The organism is Bacillus sp. SIMBA_074, assembly GCF_046534555.1.
In the GTDB taxonomy this organism is placed as follows: Bacteria; Bacillota; Bacilli; order Bacillales; family Bacillaceae_G; genus Bacillus_A; species Bacillus_A mycoides.
The window spans coordinates 353,288-371,067 of the sequence record NZ_JAWRYM010000003.1; the positions used below are offsets into that span (position 1 = coordinate 353,288).

Below are 17,780 nucleotides of genomic sequence, written 5' to 3' on the forward strand. Positions count from 1 at the left end.
TTTCTGAATCCTCCTCAGATATAAAAGGTTTGTAAATACAAATCCTTTACCCTAACTGTTCTACTTATTTATGATCACGAATCGTTTCAAACCATGTATATAGTTGCTGATATGTGCTATAAACCAATTCTTTCTCTAATTGTAAGTGGTTCATTTTCTCACGATATGTGTTCGATTCAATTAAATCACGCTTTTGTTTTTTATCTGCCATAAAAATGACACCGTCTTTTATTGTAACAAATTCTAACTCAAAAAACACCTGTGTCATGAAATTTACTGTATCTTTTGACCAACCTTTATGACGACACAGTTGTTCCCCATATTGCCTTAAAGAAAATGGTGTTTTTTGGCTTAAGAAAGAATAGTACCATTTAAAATGCTCCCTCGTTGGGACCGTACTAAATAAATGATTATTCTCTTGATAAAATAGCGTGTAAATTCGAGCTGGGAATCCAGCCTTAAATACATCACCTAATTCATCTGTTCCTTTCGGCAAATCAAGTAGCACAATGTATTGATCATCAAAATGAGCTACCTCTGATGCATGCACGAGCTGTTCTTTATAGCCTTCTAAAGAAAATTTATTCAATACCTCTTCAGAAAAATACACCATTGTTATTTTTTCTTTCGGAAGTTCTGCTAAATTTGCTTCTACATTACGCATACTACGCCAGTCAAATAATTGCCATGCCTCTACAGCAATATCTTGCACCATTAATTGCGGCTTTTTAAAGTTATTCCATTCATTAATGGACACTTCTCCTACTACAGAAACCTTCGCAACTGGAGAGATTTCTTTCGCATAAGTACCAAATCCAAATCCAATCGTGTCCAGTGTTGCTTGTCCATCACGAAGAGCCATTTTTAAATGCGAACCATCAGATCCAATTGCACGGATACTTTCTAAGTCAGCATCTTTCACCGCAATACGCGGTTTCGGATTTCCTACGCCAAATGGCGCTAACTTTTGCATATCCTCAATCGCGGCAAGCGTTACATCCTCTACTTTACAAAATGCATCCACTGCTGTAATCGGAATAAAATCTTCTGCTGTTAAAATTACATCTGCTTGCTCATTTAACCTGCGTCTTAATTCATCCACATCATTCATATTAAGTGTCATTCCCGCTGCCATCGGATGACCTCCGAAATGCGGTAACAATTCACGGCAATCTGAAAGGTTTGCAAACAAATCAAATCCTGCAATACTACGAGCCGATCCCTTTGCTGTTTCTTTATGAGGATCAATGCTTAATACAATCGTTGGACGATAAAAACGTTCAACTAACTTAGAAGCGACAATTCCAATTACCCCTGGATTCCAGCCTTCTTTTGCAAGGACTAATACTTTATTTTCTTCTGGCGGGAAATTATTTTCGACTTCAGCGATAGCTTCTTCAGTAATTTGCTTTACAATATCTTTTCGAAGTTTGTTCAGCTCATCAATTTCTTCAGCTAGCTCTTTCGCTTCCTCTGGATCTTCTGATAATAAAAGGTGTACAGCAGGTGTTGCATCTTCCAAACGACCAACTGCATTAATACGAGGTGCGAGTGCGAACCCGATGCTTTCTTCTGTAATTTCGCTTTGCGAAACGTTAGCAACTTTAAATAACGCCTTTAAACCGATATTCCGAGTCATTCGCATATGCTTCAGTCCACGCTGTACTAACAATCTATTTTCACCGTGAAGCGATACTAAATCGGCTACCGTACCGATTACTGCAATTTCCAACAAATGCTCTGGTACACGACCCAAAAGTGCATGTGCAACTTTAAATGCAACACCAACACCCGCTAAATAATGAAACGGATAAACACCGCCTTCTAATTTCGGATGAATAATCGCAAGTACCTCTGGTAATTCTGGTGGTGGCTCATGATGATCTGTAATAATAAGATCTATTCCAAGTTCCTTCGCTACCTTCGCTTCATGTACCGCTGCGATACCAGTATCGACAGTAATAATTAGTGAGAACCCTGCACTGTGCGCCCAACGAAACGCTTCTTCATTTGGCCCATAGCCTTCAGTAAAACGATTTGGAATATAAAACTCTACTTCTGCACCTAATTCTTTGAGAGCAAGATATAACACAGTCGTACTACTTACTCCGTCCGCATCGTAATCGCCAAATATTAATATTTGTTCTCCATTTTCAATAGCTTTTTTCACACGTTCTACAGTCCGATCCATTCCTTCAAGTAAAAATGGATCATGAAATTCTTGATCTGCTGTATTTAAAAAGTCTACAATCTTATCTTCTGTATTTAAGCCTCTGCCAAGAAATAATGAAGTCACAAGAGGTGATAGTTGCAATTTATTTGCTAATTCACTCACTAGTTCCTCATTATATTCTTTTTCTTTCCAACGCGTCTTCGGTTGTAACACGAAATCACCCCTTAACCTATCCATTATACAAGACAGATTAAGGGGTGACAATATAATGCAAACTACGATTCGATATCTATATAATTAAATATCTGTTATGTTTAATTTGGAGAATACGGATTAATATGTACAAAAACGTTTTGTACGTTATCTTGTTTCATAAGTTTTTCTTTTACATGTTTTCCGATGCGGTGACCTTCTTCTACAGTGATATATGGATCTACAGATACTTTAATATCAACAATAACATAGTGGCCATGTTCTCTTGCATATAAAGAGCCTATTTTTTTCACACCTTCCACTTGAAAAACTGCCTCCCTAAGCGGAACAACATCTTCTTCATGTAGAACATGATCGAGCGTTGCATGAATAGCTTCTGCTCCAATACTCCACGCCATCTTAGCAACGAGAATTGAGACAAATAATCCTGCAATTGGATCGGCATATACAAGCCAATCTATACCTAACTTACCACCGATAATAGCTGCACAAATGCCGATTAAAGCTGCAATTGAAGAAAACACATCCGAACGGTGCTCATATGCATTTGCAATAATTGCATCACTATTTATCCTCTTCCCTAATCGATATTTATACTGAAACATCCCTTCTTTCACTACAATCGAAAGAATAACTGCAAAAATCGTAATTCCTTTTGGTGGTTCTAAATCTTGTGAAAAAGCTTTTATAGACGAAATCGCTATCTCTATTCCAACAATAAATAATAATACCGCAACAATAATCGCTGAAATCGATTCCGCTTTACCATGACCATATGGATGATCTTCATCAGGCGGTTGCTTTGCCGCTCGTAATCCAAAAAGTACAGCTAACGAGCCAATTACATCTGATCCAGAATGCACCGCATCCGCTAAAAGTGCCTTACTGTTTCCAATATAACCAATTACCGCTTTTACAATCGCTAATATAATATTACCAACGATTCCGACAATAGCACCAAACTCGGCCTGTTTAAAACGTTCATCTTTTTCCATAATTGAAATCCCTTCTTTTCTTAACCTATCTTTTTATCCCGCTATTTGCGGGCAGTAAGCCCCCCACCTCAAAATCCGGCAAATACAAGGAAGTTAGGTGGGAGATCAACTGCCCGTAAAAGCCCGATTGGTGAGGGCTAATAATAAGTGGGGATGAACAAAACCCCCACTTATTAAAGTTTCACTTTATTTTAACAAAATCAGCAATAACATCACCACTTTATTCCATTTCATTCTTTCAAAAGTTGCTATCTTATTGTATCCACAAACGAAAAAAGAGATGCCTCATAATGAGACATCATCTTTTTTATACTTGCGGTTCAGGTTCTTCTTTCTCAACCTTCTTCTTGTTTTTTCCCCTTTTCAAACGACGGTTTTCAAGCATTAACCAAATTTGAGAAGCCACGAAAATAGAAGAGTACGTACCTACAACTAATCCAATTAATAATGCAAGTGAGAAGTTACGCAGTGATTCACTACCAAAAATAAGTAGTGCGATTACTGGGAATAACACTGTTAACACTGTATTAATTGAACGACCAATTGTTTGACGAATACTTGAGTTTACGATTTCTTCTAGGTCTTTTATGTCGCGAACTCGTTTTTTCTGTTTGTATAACTCACGGTTTCTATCGAATGTAACGATTGAGTCATTGATAGAGTAACCAATAATCGTTAATATCGCAGCGATAAACGTTAAGTCTACCTCTATCTGGAAAAGACTAAACATAACAATCATAACGAATGCATCATGTAATAATGCGATTACTGCAGATACTGCGTACGTAAGACGGAAACGAATACTTACGTATAAGATGATAACCAATGAAGCTATCAGAACCGCGATGAATGCATTTCGTGCAATCTCTTTACCGATTGTCGGCGAAACTGTACTTACGTTTGGCTCTGTACCGTATTTATCGTTAAAGAATGTTTTTGTTTTCGCAATTTCATCTTTCGATAACACACCTAACGTACGAACAGCGAAACCTTTATTATCATTACCAGTCGGTACAATATTTTCTTCTTTCACATCAATCTTCAGTTCGTTGAAGTCTTTATGAACGTCAGACACAGTAAGTGCTTGTTTTGATTGCAAGTCAATACGTGTACCACTTGCAAAGTCAATTCCAAGGTTCATTTTGAAAATTGGTAATATAATTGCCCCAGCAATTACGACTACAACTGAGAATAAGAAAAATTTATGACCGATATTTACGAAGTTAATACGATCAAATTTCGTCGGTGGATGTACTACACCTTTTGTTAATGGAATAATATCCTTTTCCTTAACACCGAAGTAAGATAGTTTTTTATCGAAGTAACGGCTCTTTACAAGTAAACCTAGTAAGAAACGAGTACCGAATACGTTCGTAATGAAACCAACTAAAATACTTACGATTAAACTTGTTGCGAATCCTTTTACAGAGCTATTACCGTAAGCGAATAATACACCAGCTGCTGCAATTGTTGTAATGTTCGCATCTAAAATTGTCGATAATGAACGATGGTTACCAGCACGGAATGCTGACATCATCGACTTACCAATTTTAAGCTCTTCCTTCAATCTCTCGTACGTAATAATATTCGCATCAACTGCGATACCAACCCCGAGCACTAATGCCGCAATACCCGGTAATGTAAGAACTGCATGCATCCAGTTAAAGACAAGTAATGTAACGAAAATGTATAAACCTAACATAATAACCGCTACAAGTCCTGGTAAACGGTAGAATACAAGCATGAATAAGAAGATAATAGCAATACCAATCGCACTAGCGAAAATCGTTTGCTCTAATGCTTGTTGACCAAATTTCGCTCCAACAGATGTTGAATACATTTCTTTTAAATCAACAGGAAGTGCACCTGCATTTAATAAAGATGAAAGTTCTTTCGCGCTTTCAACTGTAAAGTTTCCACCTACGATAGATACTTCAGCTTGGTTAAATACTTGGCTTACTGTTGCTGCTGATAAAAACTTCGGATTCGGTTTTGCAGATTCTGCTTTATATGAATCTTTTCCTTCTTCAAAATCAAGCCAAATTACCATTAAATTCGTTGGTGGTGGCATTTTTGAAATCTTTTCAGTTACTTCACGGAATTTTTCAGCGCTTTTTAGTGTAAGACCTACGCTCGCACGGCCTTGCTCATCAAATGTTTGCTTCGCTCCGCCGCCTTTTAAATCCGCTCCGTCCATAAGCAGGTTGTCATCCACATCACGGAATGTTAGTTTCGCTTGTGTTGATAACATTTCACGTGCTTTTTGCTGATCTTGTACACCAGCAAGCTGTACACGAATTCGATCTTCCCCTTCGATTTGAATGTTCGGCTCACTTACACCAAGAACATTGACACGATTTTCAAGAGCACCTACTGTACTTACAAGTGCATCACGATCGATTTTATCACCTTTTTTGGCTGGTTTTACTTCATACAGAATTTCAAAACCACCGCGAAGGTCTAGTCCTAGACTAATTCCTTTTGCTATGTCTTTTCCTGCCGCACCAATTACTCCACCAATTAATAAAACGATGAGGAAAAAGGCGGCAATTCTTGTACCACGCTTTGCCATATGTACCCTCTTTCTGCTACTAACACTTTCAATAAATCTCTTACGATTCATTTTCGCACGTGTGCATACGCCTAGTTAGTAGACTTACTTTCTATAAAATACATGTATTTCCGCTAGTTCATCACTAGCTGTGTCGGTAAGATTTTCACAATACCTACACTATTCATTATTTATTTTTCCTCTTCACTACCTCCTTTATATATAATCTTAGACATAATTAATTCCTCTTTATCAATACCTATCATTATACTGCAAAAGGAAGAACAAACCAATTACAGTCGGTTATTTATTTTCATATTCATCAAACGACCAAAGTGGCGCTTGATATGCTTCAACAGTTAAATAATTCATATATTCATTAGTACTTACTCTTAATACATCATTTACTAATTCATATAACCTAACATCACTATCTATCTTTTTCCACTTTTTCGCCTTGAGAAACTTCCAAATATCATTATCTGTCACTCGGTCGTAACCGAACATTTGAAACTCTTCTACTTTACTTTCTAAAACGACTTGTAACTGTCCGCGGTATGATTCTACCAAAGCCTCTTTATCCAACATATATAACATCTCCTTCTTATTTCAGCACGAAAAGTCGCTTTTAATCCCGCTCTAATGGACAGTAATAACTTCTTTCAAGAGTACCATTCATACTTCACTCTCTTAAATGCTTGTCATTCTTGTCTCATACGTGCATATAAATTATTGTAAATCATTCCATTGATTTTGAGAAGGTAGGAGAAGAGTATGACGAGACAAAGCTTTTTAAAAGGCGCATTTATTTTAATGATAGCCGGTTTTATTACAAAAATCCTTGGATTTATTAACCGCATTGTAATGGCACGTATTTTAGGCGAAGAAGGCGTTGGCCTTTATATGATGGCTGTCCCCACCTTCATTTTAGCAATTACATTAACACAAATTGGCCTTCCTGTTGCAATCGCAAAATTTGTAGCAGAAGCGGAAGCAGTGAACGATAAGCAAAGGGTTAAAAAAATATTAACTGTCTCGCTAGCCGTTACATCCATTATTAGCATCATTTTAACAATTGGGATTATGCTACTCACACCTATTTTAGCAAAAACATTATTAACAGATGAAAGAACTTACTATCCATTAATGGCTATTTTACCTGTCGTCCCTGTTATTGCAGTTTCTTCCGTTTTACGTGGTTATTTCCAAGGGAAACAAAACATGAAGCCGAGCGCTTACGCTCAAGTCATAGAACAAGTTGTCCGCATTACAATTATTGCTGTATGCATTCGGTTATTTTTACCTTACGGCGTAGAATATGCTGCAGCCGGTGCCATGCTATCAGCTGTTCTTGGCGAAGTTGCATCTTTATTATTTTTACTTACTTTATTCCAACGCGAAAAACATTTATCTATACGCTCTGGATTTTTCACTACTGTAAAGGAGAGCAAAAATACGTTTTATTCCCTTATGGACATTGCTTTACCAACTACAGGAAGCCGTTTAATTGGTTCCGTTTCTTATTTCTTTGAACCTATCGTCGTTATGCAAAGCTTAGCGATCGCCGGCGTTGCTGCTTCTGTCGCAACTCAGCAATACGGTATATTAAACGGATATGCGTTCCCGCTTCTATCACTGCCAGCCTTTATTACATACGCTCTTTCTACAGCACTCGTCCCATCAATTAGCGAGGCAATGGCAAAGAGACAACACAAATTAGTAGAACACCGATTACAACAAGCACTTCGAATTTCCTTAATAACCGGCGGATGGTCAGTCGTTATATTATATGTATTTGCTTCTCCAGTTTTAACTCTCATGTACGGATCAGACAACGCGGCCGCATTCATCCAGCTTCTTGCACCTTGCTTTTTATTTCATTATTTTCAAAGCCCCCTTACGTCTGTCTTGCAAGCTTTAAGCTTAGCACGCGCTGCTATGATGAACACATTCATTGGCGCTATCGTAAAATTAATCGTTATCTTTGTACTCGCTTCACGCCCAGAGTTCCAAATGATGGGGGTTGCCCTCGCCATCGCAGCAAATATAGTAACCGTAACATTCCTTCACTACGCCACTGTTTTAAAGAAAATTGCATTTACCATTTATGCAAAAGACTATATTTTCGGCGGAATTGCTATCGGGATTGCTGGTACCTTCGGTTTTTATCTTCATAAGTATATCGTTTTTTCTCATTCACTTGGCATACAAACATTATGGGAAATCACTTTAACAACAATCGTTTATATCGTTCTCCTCTTCGTTTTCAAACTCATTCGAAAAGAAGAATTAAGTCGTCTCCCTATCATTCGGAAACTTTCATTTTTGAAGTAAGCGGGCTTGCCATTCAAAATGGTAAGCCTCTAATTTTCTTTCAAATCAACGAAAAACTGTCCATTTTGAAAACTACAATATACAATCTGTTTCACATCTTTATAACCTAAGTTATTCAGTTTCTCAACGAGCCACTCATTTGTATGTTCGATCATTTGCAAATGATTGTATTGAATTTCTCCATCAATAATTAGTGGGAGTGTAAAAATTGGTGTATCATTTTTGTTCTTTTTACTTTTTTGTTTTTGAAAGACAGATAACTTTCCAGATGGTTCTAAAATAGCGTATTCTACATCACGCACATCTCCGATTCCTTGCTCACGTAGTTGCATCAATAAATCATCTATGTTATATCGCTGCTTCCGCATCTTTTTTTCATCAATTTTACCTGCATTCACAAGAATCGCAGGCTCCCCTTCTATTAAATGCCGAAAACGCTGGAACTTTAAAGAAATGACCGACAAAATAATTTGTATACACATAAGAAAAGTCATTGGAACTAATTGATGCCAAAGTGATTTATCTGTATTTTCAATTGCCACTACAGCCATTTCACCGAGCATAATGAATACAACCAAATCTAATACACTTAATTCTCCAATTTCACGTTTACCCATAAGACGAAAAATAATTAAAATGATTATATACAAAAGCATTGTTCGTCCGATTATTGATACCCATTCCATTTCTACATCCCCTTTTTTTACTTATAGGCTCCCCTACAAAAAAGAAACTAGTCTAACTTAAACAAAATGAAAATATGCTTGTATTAAAAAGGGGGAATGCATAATGGATGGAACGAAAAAATTATCGAGCGCAATCGGCTTCGGTATTATTACCCTATTAATCCTCGCATCTATTACAAGTATGATCATGGCTCTTTTATTAAAATTTACGAATATTAATGAAGGGACATTAGTAATTATTATTTTTATAATAGCCCTTCTATCTATGCTTATGTCTGGATTTATTGCTGGTAAAAAGGCACAAGGAAAAGGATGGCTAGTAGGTTTCACAACAGGCCTTACATTCGCTCTTCTCGTCTTTCTCGTTAACTATTTAGGCTTCTCTCAAACTTTATCGAACTCACAGTTACTCTACCAATTAGCATTAATGGGTGCGAGTACACTCGGAGGTATCTTCGGTGTAAATATGTCAAAACAAAATAGTTAAAAAAAGGCCCTGCACATTTCATGCAGGGCCTTCATCATTAGTTTTTCACAACTTCACGAATCGCATTGCGATCGAAAGTTAAGTGTGAACCACCAGATTTAACAACAATTTTCGTTTCATCCACTGATTCGATTGTAGCGTGTAAACCACCGATTGTTACGATAGCATCACCTTTTTTGATTTCATTTTGCATTTGAGCAACTGCTTTTTGACGCTTTTGTTGCGGGCGAATTAATAAGAAATAGAAAATCGCAAACATCGCAACAATCATAACGATATTCATCATACCTGCATTCATCTTGTGTTCCTCCTTTTAAATTATGTATTAGAAGTTTTTAGCATTCGGTTTATTAAAGCCATACTGTTCAAAGAACTCTTCGCGGAAATCGCCAAGACGGTCTTCACGAATAGCTTGTCTCACCTGCTCCATTAAGTTTAACAGAAAATGAAGGTTGTGATAAGACGTTAAACGAATTCCGAACGTTTCATCACATTTCATTAAGTGACGAATGTACGCACGAGAATAGTTTTTACATGTGTAGCAATCACAGTTCGGATCAAGCGGCCCGAAGTCTCTAGCGAATTTCGCATTTTTCACAACTAAGCGGCCTTCACTTGTCATACATGTACCATTTCGAGCGATACGAGTTGGAAGTACACAGTCAAACATATCAACACCGCGAATCGCACCATCAATTAACGAGTCAGGAGAACCTACACCCATTAAGTAACGTGGTTTATCATCAGGAAGAAGTGGTGTTGTAAACTCAAGAACACGATTCATAATATCCTTCGGTTCACCAACAGATAGACCGCCGATAGCATAGCCAGGGAAGTCCATTGAAACAAGATCTTTCGCACTTTGACGACGAAGCTCTTCAAACTCCCCGCCCTGTACAATACCGAATAAACCTTGATCTTGTGGACGTTCATGCGCCTTTAGGCAACGCTCTGCCCAGCGGCTTGTACGCTCTACAGACTTTTTCATGTATTCAAAAGTAGCTGGGAACGGTGGACACTCATCAAATGCCATCATGATATCTGAACCTAATGCATTTTGGATTTCCATCGCTTTTTCTGGAGATAAGAATAATTTATCGCCATTTAAGTGATTGCGGAAATGAACACCTTCCTCTTCAATGCGTCGGAAATCACTTAAGCTAAATACTTGGAATCCACCTGAATCCGTTAAGATTGCACGATCCCAGTTCATAAACTTATGCAAGCCACCTGCTTCACGAATAATTTCGTGGCCTGGACGTAGCCATAAATGATACGTATTGCTTAAAATAATGCCAGAATCCATTGCTTTTAATTCTTCTGGTGACATTGTTTTAACTGTTGCAAGTGTACCAACTGGCATAAATGTCGGTGTATCAAATGAGCCATGTGGCGTGTGCACTCGACCTAAACGCGCACCCGTTTGTTTACAAGTTTTAATAAATTCATAACGAATTGCTGTCATAATTTACTCCTTTTATTTGTTTCTCATTTTAGCGTGAGATGCAACGAACATCGCATCACCGAAACTAAAGAAACGATATTTTTCTTTTACTGCTTCATTATAAGCATGAAGTACATTATCTCTATTTGAAAATGCACTTACAAGCATAATTAATGTTGATTTCGGCAAATGGAAGTTTGTAATTAAACCATCAATTGCTTTAAATTCATATCCTGGGTACATAAAAATATCTGTCCAGCCAGAAGCGGCGCAAAGCTTACCACTATGATCTGTCGCAATCGTTTCTAACGTACGAGTTGATGTCGTACCTACAGTAATAATACGGCCGCCATCCTCTTTCACGCGGTTTAATAACGCAGCTGTCTCTTCAGACATATGGTAATACTCTGCGTGCATATGATGCTCTTCAATAGTATCTGCAGAAACTGGTCTAAATGTTCCAAGTCCTACATGGAGTGTAATGAATGCTAACCCGACGCCTTTTTGCTTCAATTTCTCAAGTAACTCTTCTGTAAAGTGAAGGCCAGCCGTCGGTGCTGCTGCTGAACCGATTTCCTTCGCATATACCGTTTGATAACGATCGCGATCTTCTAGCGTCTCTTTAATATACGGAGGAAGAGGCATTTCTCCAAGCTCGTCTAAAATTTCATAAAAGATGCCGTCATATGAAAACTCAAGTTGACGCCCACCTTGATCTGCTGTTCCAATGCAAGTTGCTTTTAACTTTCCTTCACCAAAAGAGATGACAGTTCCTTCTTTTACACGCTTCGCTGGCTTTATAAGCGTTTCCCACTTATCGCCTTCTTCTTGTTTCAAAAGAAGAACTTCAATGTGTGCACCTGTATCTTCTTTCACACCGTGCAAGCGAGCTGGCATCACTTTCGTTTCATTTAAAACTAAGCAATCCCCCTCTTGTAAGTAAGAAAGAATGTCCGTAAAATGTTTATGCTCAATATCTCCTGTTTCACGGTCTAACACCATCAATCTTGATGTTTCACGCTCTTCAAGCGGAATTTGTGCAATGAGTTCTTCTGGTAAATGAAAATCAAACAGATTAATATCCATAACTGTATCCACCTATTTCTTATTTGAATCGATTTATTATATACATAATGAAAGATAATGCAATACTTAACACAATACATGTAATGATAGGAAAATAAAAGGTAACGTTACCTTTTTTCACAAAAATATCGCCTGGAAGCCTTCCTATGAACTTCCAAGCTAATCCAACAACAATGAGCAAAATACCGGCTGTAATAAGCAGCTTTGGCATCTCCGTCATACTTTTGGCATCTCCATTCCAAAATGCTCATATGCGAGCGGTGTTACGATCCGGCCTCTTGGCGTTCTTTGTAAAAAGCCAATTTGTAATAAATACGGCTCATACACATCTTCAATCGTATGAGATTCTTCCCCAATCGTTGCTGAAACAGTTTCTAATCCAACTGGACCACCGCGGAACTTTTCAATAATACCAAGCAGTAATTTATGGTCGATATGATCAAGTCCTAATTTATCTACTTGTAATAGTTCTAACGCCATTTGTGTAATTTCCATCGCAATCGTTCCGTCACTGCGAACTTGTGCGAAGTCACGTACACGTCGTAATAGACGATTCGCAATACGAGGTGTACCACGGGCACGTCTTGCAATTTCTAATGCAGCTAACGAATCTATTTCAACTTCAAACACTTCTGCTGTACGTTCTACAATCGCAGAAAGCTGATCTACTGTATAGTACTCTAATCGTGAAAGTACACCGAAACGGTCACGAAGTGGTGCTGATAATGCACCTGCACGCGTCGTCGCCCCAACTAGCGTAAATGGAGGTAAATCTAGACGTACAGAGCGAGCTGACGGTCCTTTCCCAATAACGATATCAAGGCAAAAGTCTTCCATCGCTGGGTATAACACTTCTTCAATAGATCTATGCAAACGATGAATTTCATCAATAAATAATACATCCCCAGGCTGAAGCGCTGTTAATACAGCTGCTAAATCTCCTGGTCTTTCAATTGCGGGACCTGACGTCGTTCGAATGTTAACACCCATTTCATTGGCAATAATATTCGCAAGCGTCGTTTTACCAAGTCCAGGTGGGCCATATAAAAGTACGTGATCTAACGTTTCTTCACGCATTTTCGCCGCTTCAATAAACACTTCTAAATTATGTTTCGCTTTATCTTGGCCAATATACTGACGGAGCGTCTGTGGCCGTAATGAATACTCTAAATCCGCATCTTCGTATCCAGATTCCCCTGAAAGGAGACGTTCGTCCATTATACTCACCTCTTACCATTTAGTAAAAGACTAAGTGCCTTTTTAATATATTGATCCGTCGTTAGTGATTCTTTTAATAACTCTGGTACAACGCGAGAGACTTCTCGTTCTGCATAGCCAAGTGCACGCAGTGCTTCCAGTGCTTCATCAAGTTCAACTGATGAACCTTTCTTCGTATCAAAACTTTCAGTATCTGAGAACAAATCAACAAACGCATCTGGTACAACATCTGCTAGTTTTCCTTTTAAATCTAAAATCATTTGGCGCGCTGTTTTCTTTCCGACGCCTGGGAACTTCACTAAGAACTTCTCATCTTCATGTTCAATCGCTTGAACGACCTGTCCGGTTTGACCAGAAGCTAAAATTGCAAGAGCACCTTTTGGTCCAATCCCCGATACACCTAACAATTTTGTAAATAATAAACGCTCTTCACGTGTTTTAAACCCGTAAAGTGCCATAATATCTTCTCTCACATAATGATATGTATAGACACGGATTTCTTGCTTACTTCTTTGAAATACATACGGATTTGGTGTGAAAATTTGATAACCAATTCCATTATGGTCAATTACGACATATTCCGGTCCTACATACTCCACGTAACCTGTAACATATTCAAACAAAATACGATCTCTCCCTCTCAAATCATGTATTCCATTTTAACATATTTAACAATAGAAAAGCGAGACTGCCCCAACAAATGTTCCCTGTTTACAATTTCCGTTTTTTTCTATTGACATAAATACAAAAAGAACATTAATATACAGAAGTCGATAATGATTATCAATATTAATTAAAGGGGTTACATCAGGATGAAACAAAAGCTATTTATTTTATTTACTATCATGCTAGTTGTTCTTTCTATCGTTGGCTGTTCTTCTCAAAAAGAAGAAGCAAAAGCAAAAGAACAACCGAAAACAAAAGTTGTAAAACATGCTAAAGGGGAAGCAACAATTCCAGCTAATCCAAAGAGAATTGTGGATTTATCTGGATCAACAGAGGAATTATTACTTCTTGGTCATAAACCTGTCGGTACAGCAAACACATATAAAGATAAAATCCAAAATCATTTAACTGAAAAGTTAGACGGAGTAAAAGCAGTTGGCTGGTACTGGGCACCTAAAGTTGATTTAGAAGCTGTTACCGCTTTAAAACCAGACTTAATTATTTTAAACAATCGTCAATTGAAAATTTACGATCAATTAGAAAAGGTTGCACCGACAGTTGTTCTAGAAACAAACTTAGAAGACTGGCGCGGTAAGTTTAAAGAAGTAGGTAAACTATTTGGCGAAGAAAAGAAAGCAGACCAATGGATTGCAGACTACGATAAAAAAGCAGACTCTTTATCTAAAAAAATTAAAGAAAAAACAAAAGATGAGAATTTTATGTTCGTTGCAGTAACACCACAAAACTTCCGTGTATACGGTAGCTTCGGATATGGTGACATCATCTTTAACGACTTAAAACTTCCAGCAACAAAAGGTACAGATTTAAAACAAACGATGGCACAAGTATCACTAGAAGGTCTTGTTGCATTCCAGCCTGATCAAATGTTTATTGTAAGCTTCGGCGGAGAAGCTGATAAAGTGTACGAAGACTATAAAAACAGTGCGGTTTGGAAAGATAATAAAGCAGTAAAAAACAATCACGTATATGAAGTATCCAATGAAGTCTTCAATACGAAAGCATTCAATCCAATCGGAAAAGATATGCTAATTGATGAAATCGCAAAAGAGATTTTAGCTAAGAATAAATAAAAAAAGCAGCTCACCCTGAGCTGCTTTTTTTATTATTTTGCACTGCGTACTGCTTCATTTTTTCGATTGTCTTCACGAATCCTTCTTTTGACTTAATACGAATACCACGCTTTAGTTTTGCTCGCTCATAGCTCTCAAGCTTTTTCATATCAATTTGAAAGAAGGAATGGATCGCGTTATCACTTTTCGGTACCCCTTTAAAAATTTGCAATATCCCTTCCTCTGAAACACCAAAATAACCGCTCGTTTTCAGTAAAGGAGAAATATCATCAACTTTCCTTTGTAATACGATTTGCACATCATCACGATCAACAAGTTGCCATTCTTTATATTGCTGCAAAAACTTTTCTAAATCCGCTACTTTTTCTGTCAGTATTTCCTCACTTACTTCTCCATCAACATACATGCGCTCTAATAAAATTGTAACTTGAGGTTCTTTTTCTACTACTTCTGCCCTCACATCGGATCCATAAGCTAAGCAAAACATCACAACGAAAGCTTGCACTGCAATTAGCATCCATTTCATTTCCGTTCACCTCTTCTAGGCAAAATCATACTTTCATTTGTAGCTTTTCCGGAAATGGGGGTTTTATCCATATAAACAATAGCATTAAATTTCTAAGGAAAATAAAAAATGCAGATAAGGGTTAATCCTCATCTGCATGTATCATTTAATTTTATATAAAATGAAAGACGCCTGCAAAGCAGGCGTCTGATGCGTTTACGGCGAAAGACCAGGCGACCACATTCGCTTGTTTAGCACTTAAGCATATCTCTCGACTTACGTAAATTAGCTCATCGCTTTGCTAATATAACATTAACAAGGTAGAAGCGCAATATATTTCTAAATATATTTTTCTTCCTCTTTCAACCAATTGAAATTTATGTAAAATATAAATTGATTAATGCAACATATATGTTACAATTAATACTATAAATATAAACAGGGGATGAATGCCTTGAAAAAAATTAAAGATGAACGCCTCATACTTCAAACGTTAAAAAACATACGTATTGCCTTTCTTTTTCAATCAATTGGTATAATCGGAATTTTAGGTTATATCGGATTCACAGAAGGAATGGATCAAATGACGAAATCTCCATTGTGGCTATTATTTATTCTTACAAGTATTGTACTTAGTTATTTACAATTAAGTGTTTCAATTGATGTAGAAGAAAGCGAAAAGGAAATAACATTAACTCCTTATTACAAACTTGTCTTACGCTCCCTTATCGTCGGAATTATTATGGCTATTATTTATATCATTTTCAGTCCAGAGAGACCGCTGTTTGAAGCTATCCTTACAGGTAGTATCCTCTTCGTATGTTTTTTAACTTCTTATTCTGTTAGTTACTTCATTAAAAAACGTCGTTTACAAGACAAAGATGAATAAAGAGGAAGGGCTATCCCCTTCCTCTTTGATTTGTTATCGTACTGTACCAGTCAGACCGTAACGAATATCTCGGAACATATTTGTTATGTCACGATTAAAATCGTTTGTAACTGTACCGTTACGTAGACGCGTACTCATTGCATCAACACGAGTAAACATGTCATTTCTTACAGAAACATAAACATTTCTATTTCCAACTTCATTCGCAACAGCTTGACGAATTTCGTTTGCCATTGCTGTTTCATCTGTCGCCGAATTACGTGGTTTTACCGCAATCGCTACATCGTTTCCATATACAACTGTAGAAACGCGATCTACGTTATTCATACGTTTTACACGATTCGTAATTTTCTCCGCAGTTTTACCATCATTGTTAATGTATGAATTGTTCATTGTAATATTACGAGTTGGGTGTGGATTAGCAATTTGCCCGTTGTAATTTACATCACGGTAATAGTTGGATCCTGCGTCATTACGACCGTTTCTATATGTTACATAATCTGTAGAACGGTCGTTACGCGTCATATTATCATTATATCGGTGTGTGTCATTATAAGATGTACGCTCGTAATTAGAGTTACGTCCATCCATCGCATTCTTATCTTTTGGTGTACCACATGCAGCTAATGCACTGGTAACTAACAAAGAAGCAGCAATAACTTTTACTTTCGTATTCAATATAAAAACCCCCCTTGTTAGAATGAACTTCTCTTTCGAAAAGCTCCCCCTTATGATGAGTAACAGAGAGGTTTTTTACACTGTTAATATTTCACTAGGAATTTTCTAGCACTTAATGTAAATTCACCATATTCCTGACCATCACGAATACAAAAAAGGCGGGAATAACCCCACCTTTTTTAAACTTCCTCTTCATCCTCTTCTTCTGAAACTGGTTCTCCAAATACATTTGGTGGATCTGGCTGATAATACATCGTTCCTGGCTGCGGTGCATATGCTGGCTGAGTTGGTTGATAATATAAAGGATTAGCGTATTGTGGTCCACCCGGTTGCGGACTATATAACCTACTCTCTCCTCCGCATCCACAATCTTCTTCCCCTTGCACGAGTGGCGGCATATTATTATCCATTGGCATCATATTTGGATTTGGCATAGAAGTATATTGCGGCGCCATTTGTTGATACGGCATTTGATTGTATGGATTTTGTTGCTGATACGGCGGATATGGCGGCATCATTGGCTGTTGATATGGCATCATGTTTGGCATTTGATTGTTATCCATTATCGGCATCATGTTTGGCATTTGATTGTTATCCATTATCGGCATCATGTTTGGCATTTGATTGTTATCCATTATTGGCATCATGTTCGGCATTTGATTGTTATCCATTATCGGCATCATGTTCGGCATTTGGTTGTTATCCATTATCGGCATCATGTTTGGCATTTGGTTGTTATCCATTATCGGCATCATGTTTGGCAT

General features: G+C 37.5%; 17 protein-coding genes and 1 pseudogene. 4 read left to right on the forward strand and 14 right to left on the reverse strand.

Going from position 1 to position 17,780, the window contains the following annotated elements; all coding sequences use genetic code 11:
• Window positions 1-64: 64 nt before the first annotated feature.
• The 4 genes from recJ to SB773_RS06525 all read right to left on the reverse strand — a co-directional run bounded on the left by recJ (window position 65) and on the right by SB773_RS06525 (window position 6,520).
• Entirely contained in the window at window positions 65-2,386 is a 2,322-nt protein-coding gene (gene recJ / locus SB773_RS06510) for a single-stranded-DNA-specific exonuclease RecJ (RefSeq protein WP_410589069.1), read from the reverse strand.
• 101 nt (window positions 2,387-2,487) lie between these two features.
• Entirely contained in the window at window positions 2,488-3,381 is an 894-nt protein-coding gene (locus SB773_RS06515; protein WP_002015308.1) for a cation diffusion facilitator family transporter, read from the reverse strand.
• A gap of 307 nt (window positions 3,382-3,688) precedes the next feature.
• Window positions 3,689-5,953 (reverse strand): protein translocase subunit SecDF, encoded by a 2,265-nt coding sequence (gene secDF / locus SB773_RS06520; RefSeq protein WP_410589072.1) that lies wholly within the window; start codon window positions 5,951-5,953, stop codon window positions 3,689-3,691.
• A gap of 282 nt (window positions 5,954-6,235) precedes the next feature.
• On the reverse strand, window positions 6,236-6,520 hold the full coding sequence (locus tag SB773_RS06525) for a post-transcriptional regulator (RefSeq protein ID WP_002112000.1): 285 nt from the start codon (window positions 6,518-6,520) through the stop codon (window positions 6,236-6,238).
• A gap of 186 nt (window positions 6,521-6,706) precedes the next feature.
• On the opposite strand from SB773_RS06525, the gene spoVB reads away from it, so the two are divergent.
• On the forward strand, window positions 6,707-8,266 hold the full coding sequence (gene spoVB / locus SB773_RS06530; protein ID WP_410589074.1) for a stage V sporulation protein B: 1,560 nt from the start codon (window positions 6,707-6,709) through the stop codon (window positions 8,264-8,266).
• A gap of 29 nt (window positions 8,267-8,295) precedes the next feature.
• On the opposite strand, the gene SB773_RS06535 is transcribed toward spoVB, so the two are convergent.
• Entirely contained in the window at window positions 8,296-8,952 is a 657-nt protein-coding gene (locus tag SB773_RS06535; RefSeq protein WP_410589076.1) for a DUF421 domain-containing protein, read from the reverse strand.
• Between the two features lie 103 nt (window positions 8,953-9,055).
• On the opposite strand from SB773_RS06535, the gene SB773_RS06540 reads away from it, so the two are divergent.
• Entirely contained in the window at window positions 9,056-9,439 is a 384-nt protein-coding gene (locus SB773_RS06540; protein WP_002165041.1) for a TIGR04086 family membrane protein, read from the forward strand.
• Between the two features lie 37 nt (window positions 9,440-9,476).
• Here SB773_RS06540 and yajC read toward each other — a convergent pair whose 3' ends face one another.
• Genes yajC through ruvA form a run of 6 tightly spaced genes read right to left on the reverse strand, consistent with a single transcriptional unit; the run spans window position 9,477 to window position 13,810 of the window.
• Window positions 9,477-9,737 carry a preprotein translocase subunit YajC gene (yajC, locus tag SB773_RS06545; protein WP_002034132.1) on the reverse strand — a complete coding sequence of 87 codons (261 nt, stop codon included), beginning with the start codon at window positions 9,735-9,737 and terminating at the stop codon, window positions 9,477-9,479.
• Between the two features lie 27 nt (window positions 9,738-9,764).
• Entirely contained in the window at window positions 9,765-10,904 is a 1,140-nt protein-coding gene (gene tgt / locus SB773_RS06550; RefSeq protein ID WP_002015319.1) for a tRNA guanosine(34) transglycosylase Tgt, read from the reverse strand.
• A 12-nt stretch (window positions 10,905-10,916) separates the two neighbouring features.
• Window positions 10,917-11,969 (reverse strand): tRNA preQ1(34) S-adenosylmethionine ribosyltransferase-isomerase QueA, encoded by a 1,053-nt coding sequence (queA, locus tag SB773_RS06555; RefSeq protein ID WP_113935637.1) that lies wholly within the window; start codon window positions 11,967-11,969, stop codon window positions 10,917-10,919.
• 19 nt (window positions 11,970-11,988) lie between these two features.
• Window positions 11,989-12,189: a DUF2905 domain-containing protein gene (locus tag SB773_RS06560; RefSeq protein ID WP_000138161.1), complete on the reverse strand. Its 201-nt coding sequence runs from the start codon at window positions 12,187-12,189 to the stop codon at window positions 11,989-11,991.
• Window positions 12,186-13,187 carry a Holliday junction branch migration DNA helicase RuvB gene (ruvB, locus tag SB773_RS06565; RefSeq protein WP_000344470.1) on the reverse strand — a complete coding sequence of 334 codons (1,002 nt, stop codon included), beginning with the start codon at window positions 13,185-13,187 and terminating at the stop codon, window positions 12,186-12,188. The genes SB773_RS06560 and ruvB overlap by 4 nt, the downstream gene beginning before the upstream one ends.
• Window positions 13,188-13,192: 5 nt before the next feature.
• Window positions 13,193-13,810 (reverse strand): Holliday junction DNA helicase RuvA, encoded by a 618-nt coding sequence (ruvA, locus tag SB773_RS06570; RefSeq protein WP_002088786.1) that lies wholly within the window; start codon window positions 13,808-13,810, stop codon window positions 13,193-13,195.
• A 189-nt stretch (window positions 13,811-13,999) separates the two neighbouring features.
• Here ruvA and SB773_RS06575 point away from each other — a divergent pair, with 189 nt between their 5' ends.
• The gene (locus SB773_RS06575; RefSeq protein WP_215576567.1) at window positions 14,000-14,944 is read left to right on the forward strand and encodes an iron-hydroxamate ABC transporter substrate-binding protein; all 945 of its coding nucleotides are present in this window, start codon (window positions 14,000-14,002) and stop codon (window positions 14,942-14,944) included.
• 10 nt (window positions 14,945-14,954) lie between these two features.
• On the opposite strand, the gene SB773_RS06580 is transcribed toward SB773_RS06575, so the two are convergent.
• Window positions 14,955-15,470 (reverse strand): BofC C-terminal domain-containing protein, encoded by a 516-nt coding sequence (locus SB773_RS06580; protein WP_215590210.1) that lies wholly within the window; start codon window positions 15,468-15,470, stop codon window positions 14,955-14,957.
• A 433-nt stretch (window positions 15,471-15,903) separates the two neighbouring features.
• On the opposite strand from SB773_RS06580, the gene SB773_RS06585 reads away from it, so the two are divergent.
• Window positions 15,904-16,338: a branched-chain amino acid ABC transporter substrate-binding protein gene (locus tag SB773_RS06585; RefSeq protein WP_410589081.1), complete on the forward strand. Its 435-nt coding sequence runs from the start codon at window positions 15,904-15,906 to the stop codon at window positions 16,336-16,338.
• A 33-nt stretch (window positions 16,339-16,371) separates the two neighbouring features.
• Here SB773_RS06585 and SB773_RS06590 read toward each other — a convergent pair whose 3' ends face one another.
• Window positions 16,372-17,016 (reverse strand): YhcN/YlaJ family sporulation lipoprotein, encoded by a 645-nt coding sequence (locus SB773_RS06590; protein ID WP_410589083.1) that lies wholly within the window; start codon window positions 17,014-17,016, stop codon window positions 16,372-16,374.
• A gap of 179 nt (window positions 17,017-17,195) precedes the next feature.
• Window positions 17,196-17,780: pseudogene (gene exsA / locus SB773_RS06595) on the reverse strand (spore coat assembly protein ExsA); the annotation flags it as partial.

Excerpts from the sequence above, each read along its gene's own strand:
- SB773_RS06515 (WP_002015308.1), bottom strand. The coding sequence starts at position 3,381 with ATGGAAAAAGATGAACGTTTTAAACAGGCCGAGTTTGGTGCTATTGTC.
- secDF (WP_410589072.1), bottom strand. The coding sequence starts at position 5,953 with ATGGCAAAGCGTGGTACAAGAATTGCCGCCTTTTTCCTCATCGTTTTA.
- SB773_RS06525 (WP_002112000.1), bottom strand. The coding sequence starts at position 6,520 with ATGTTGGATAAAGAGGCTTTGGTAGAATCATACCGCGGACAGTTACAA.
- spoVB (WP_410589074.1), top strand. The coding sequence starts at position 6,707 with ATGACGAGACAAAGCTTTTTAAAAGGCGCATTTATTTTAATGATAGCC.
- SB773_RS06535 (WP_410589076.1), bottom strand. The coding sequence starts at position 8,952 with ATGGAATGGGTATCAATAATCGGACGAACAATGCTTTTGTATATAATC.
- SB773_RS06540 (WP_002165041.1), top strand. The coding sequence starts at position 9,056 with ATGGATGGAACGAAAAAATTATCGAGCGCAATCGGCTTCGGTATTATT.
- yajC (WP_002034132.1), bottom strand. The coding sequence starts at position 9,737 with ATGAATGCAGGTATGATGAATATCGTTATGATTGTTGCGATGTTTGCG.
- tgt (WP_002015319.1), bottom strand. The coding sequence starts at position 10,904 with ATGACAGCAATTCGTTATGAATTTATTAAAACTTGTAAACAAACGGGT.
- queA (WP_113935637.1), bottom strand. The coding sequence starts at position 11,969 with ATGGATATTAATCTGTTTGATTTTCATTTACCAGAAGAACTCATTGCA.
- SB773_RS06560 (WP_000138161.1), bottom strand. The coding sequence starts at position 12,189 with ATGACGGAGATGCCAAAGCTGCTTATTACAGCCGGTATTTTGCTCATT.
- ruvB (WP_000344470.1), bottom strand. The coding sequence starts at position 13,187 with ATGGACGAACGTCTCCTTTCAGGGGAATCTGGATACGAAGATGCGGAT.
- SB773_RS06575 (WP_215576567.1), top strand. The coding sequence starts at position 14,000 with ATGAAACAAAAGCTATTTATTTTATTTACTATCATGCTAGTTGTTCTT.
- SB773_RS06580 (WP_215590210.1), bottom strand. The coding sequence starts at position 15,470 with ATGAAATGGATGCTAATTGCAGTGCAAGCTTTCGTTGTGATGTTTTGC.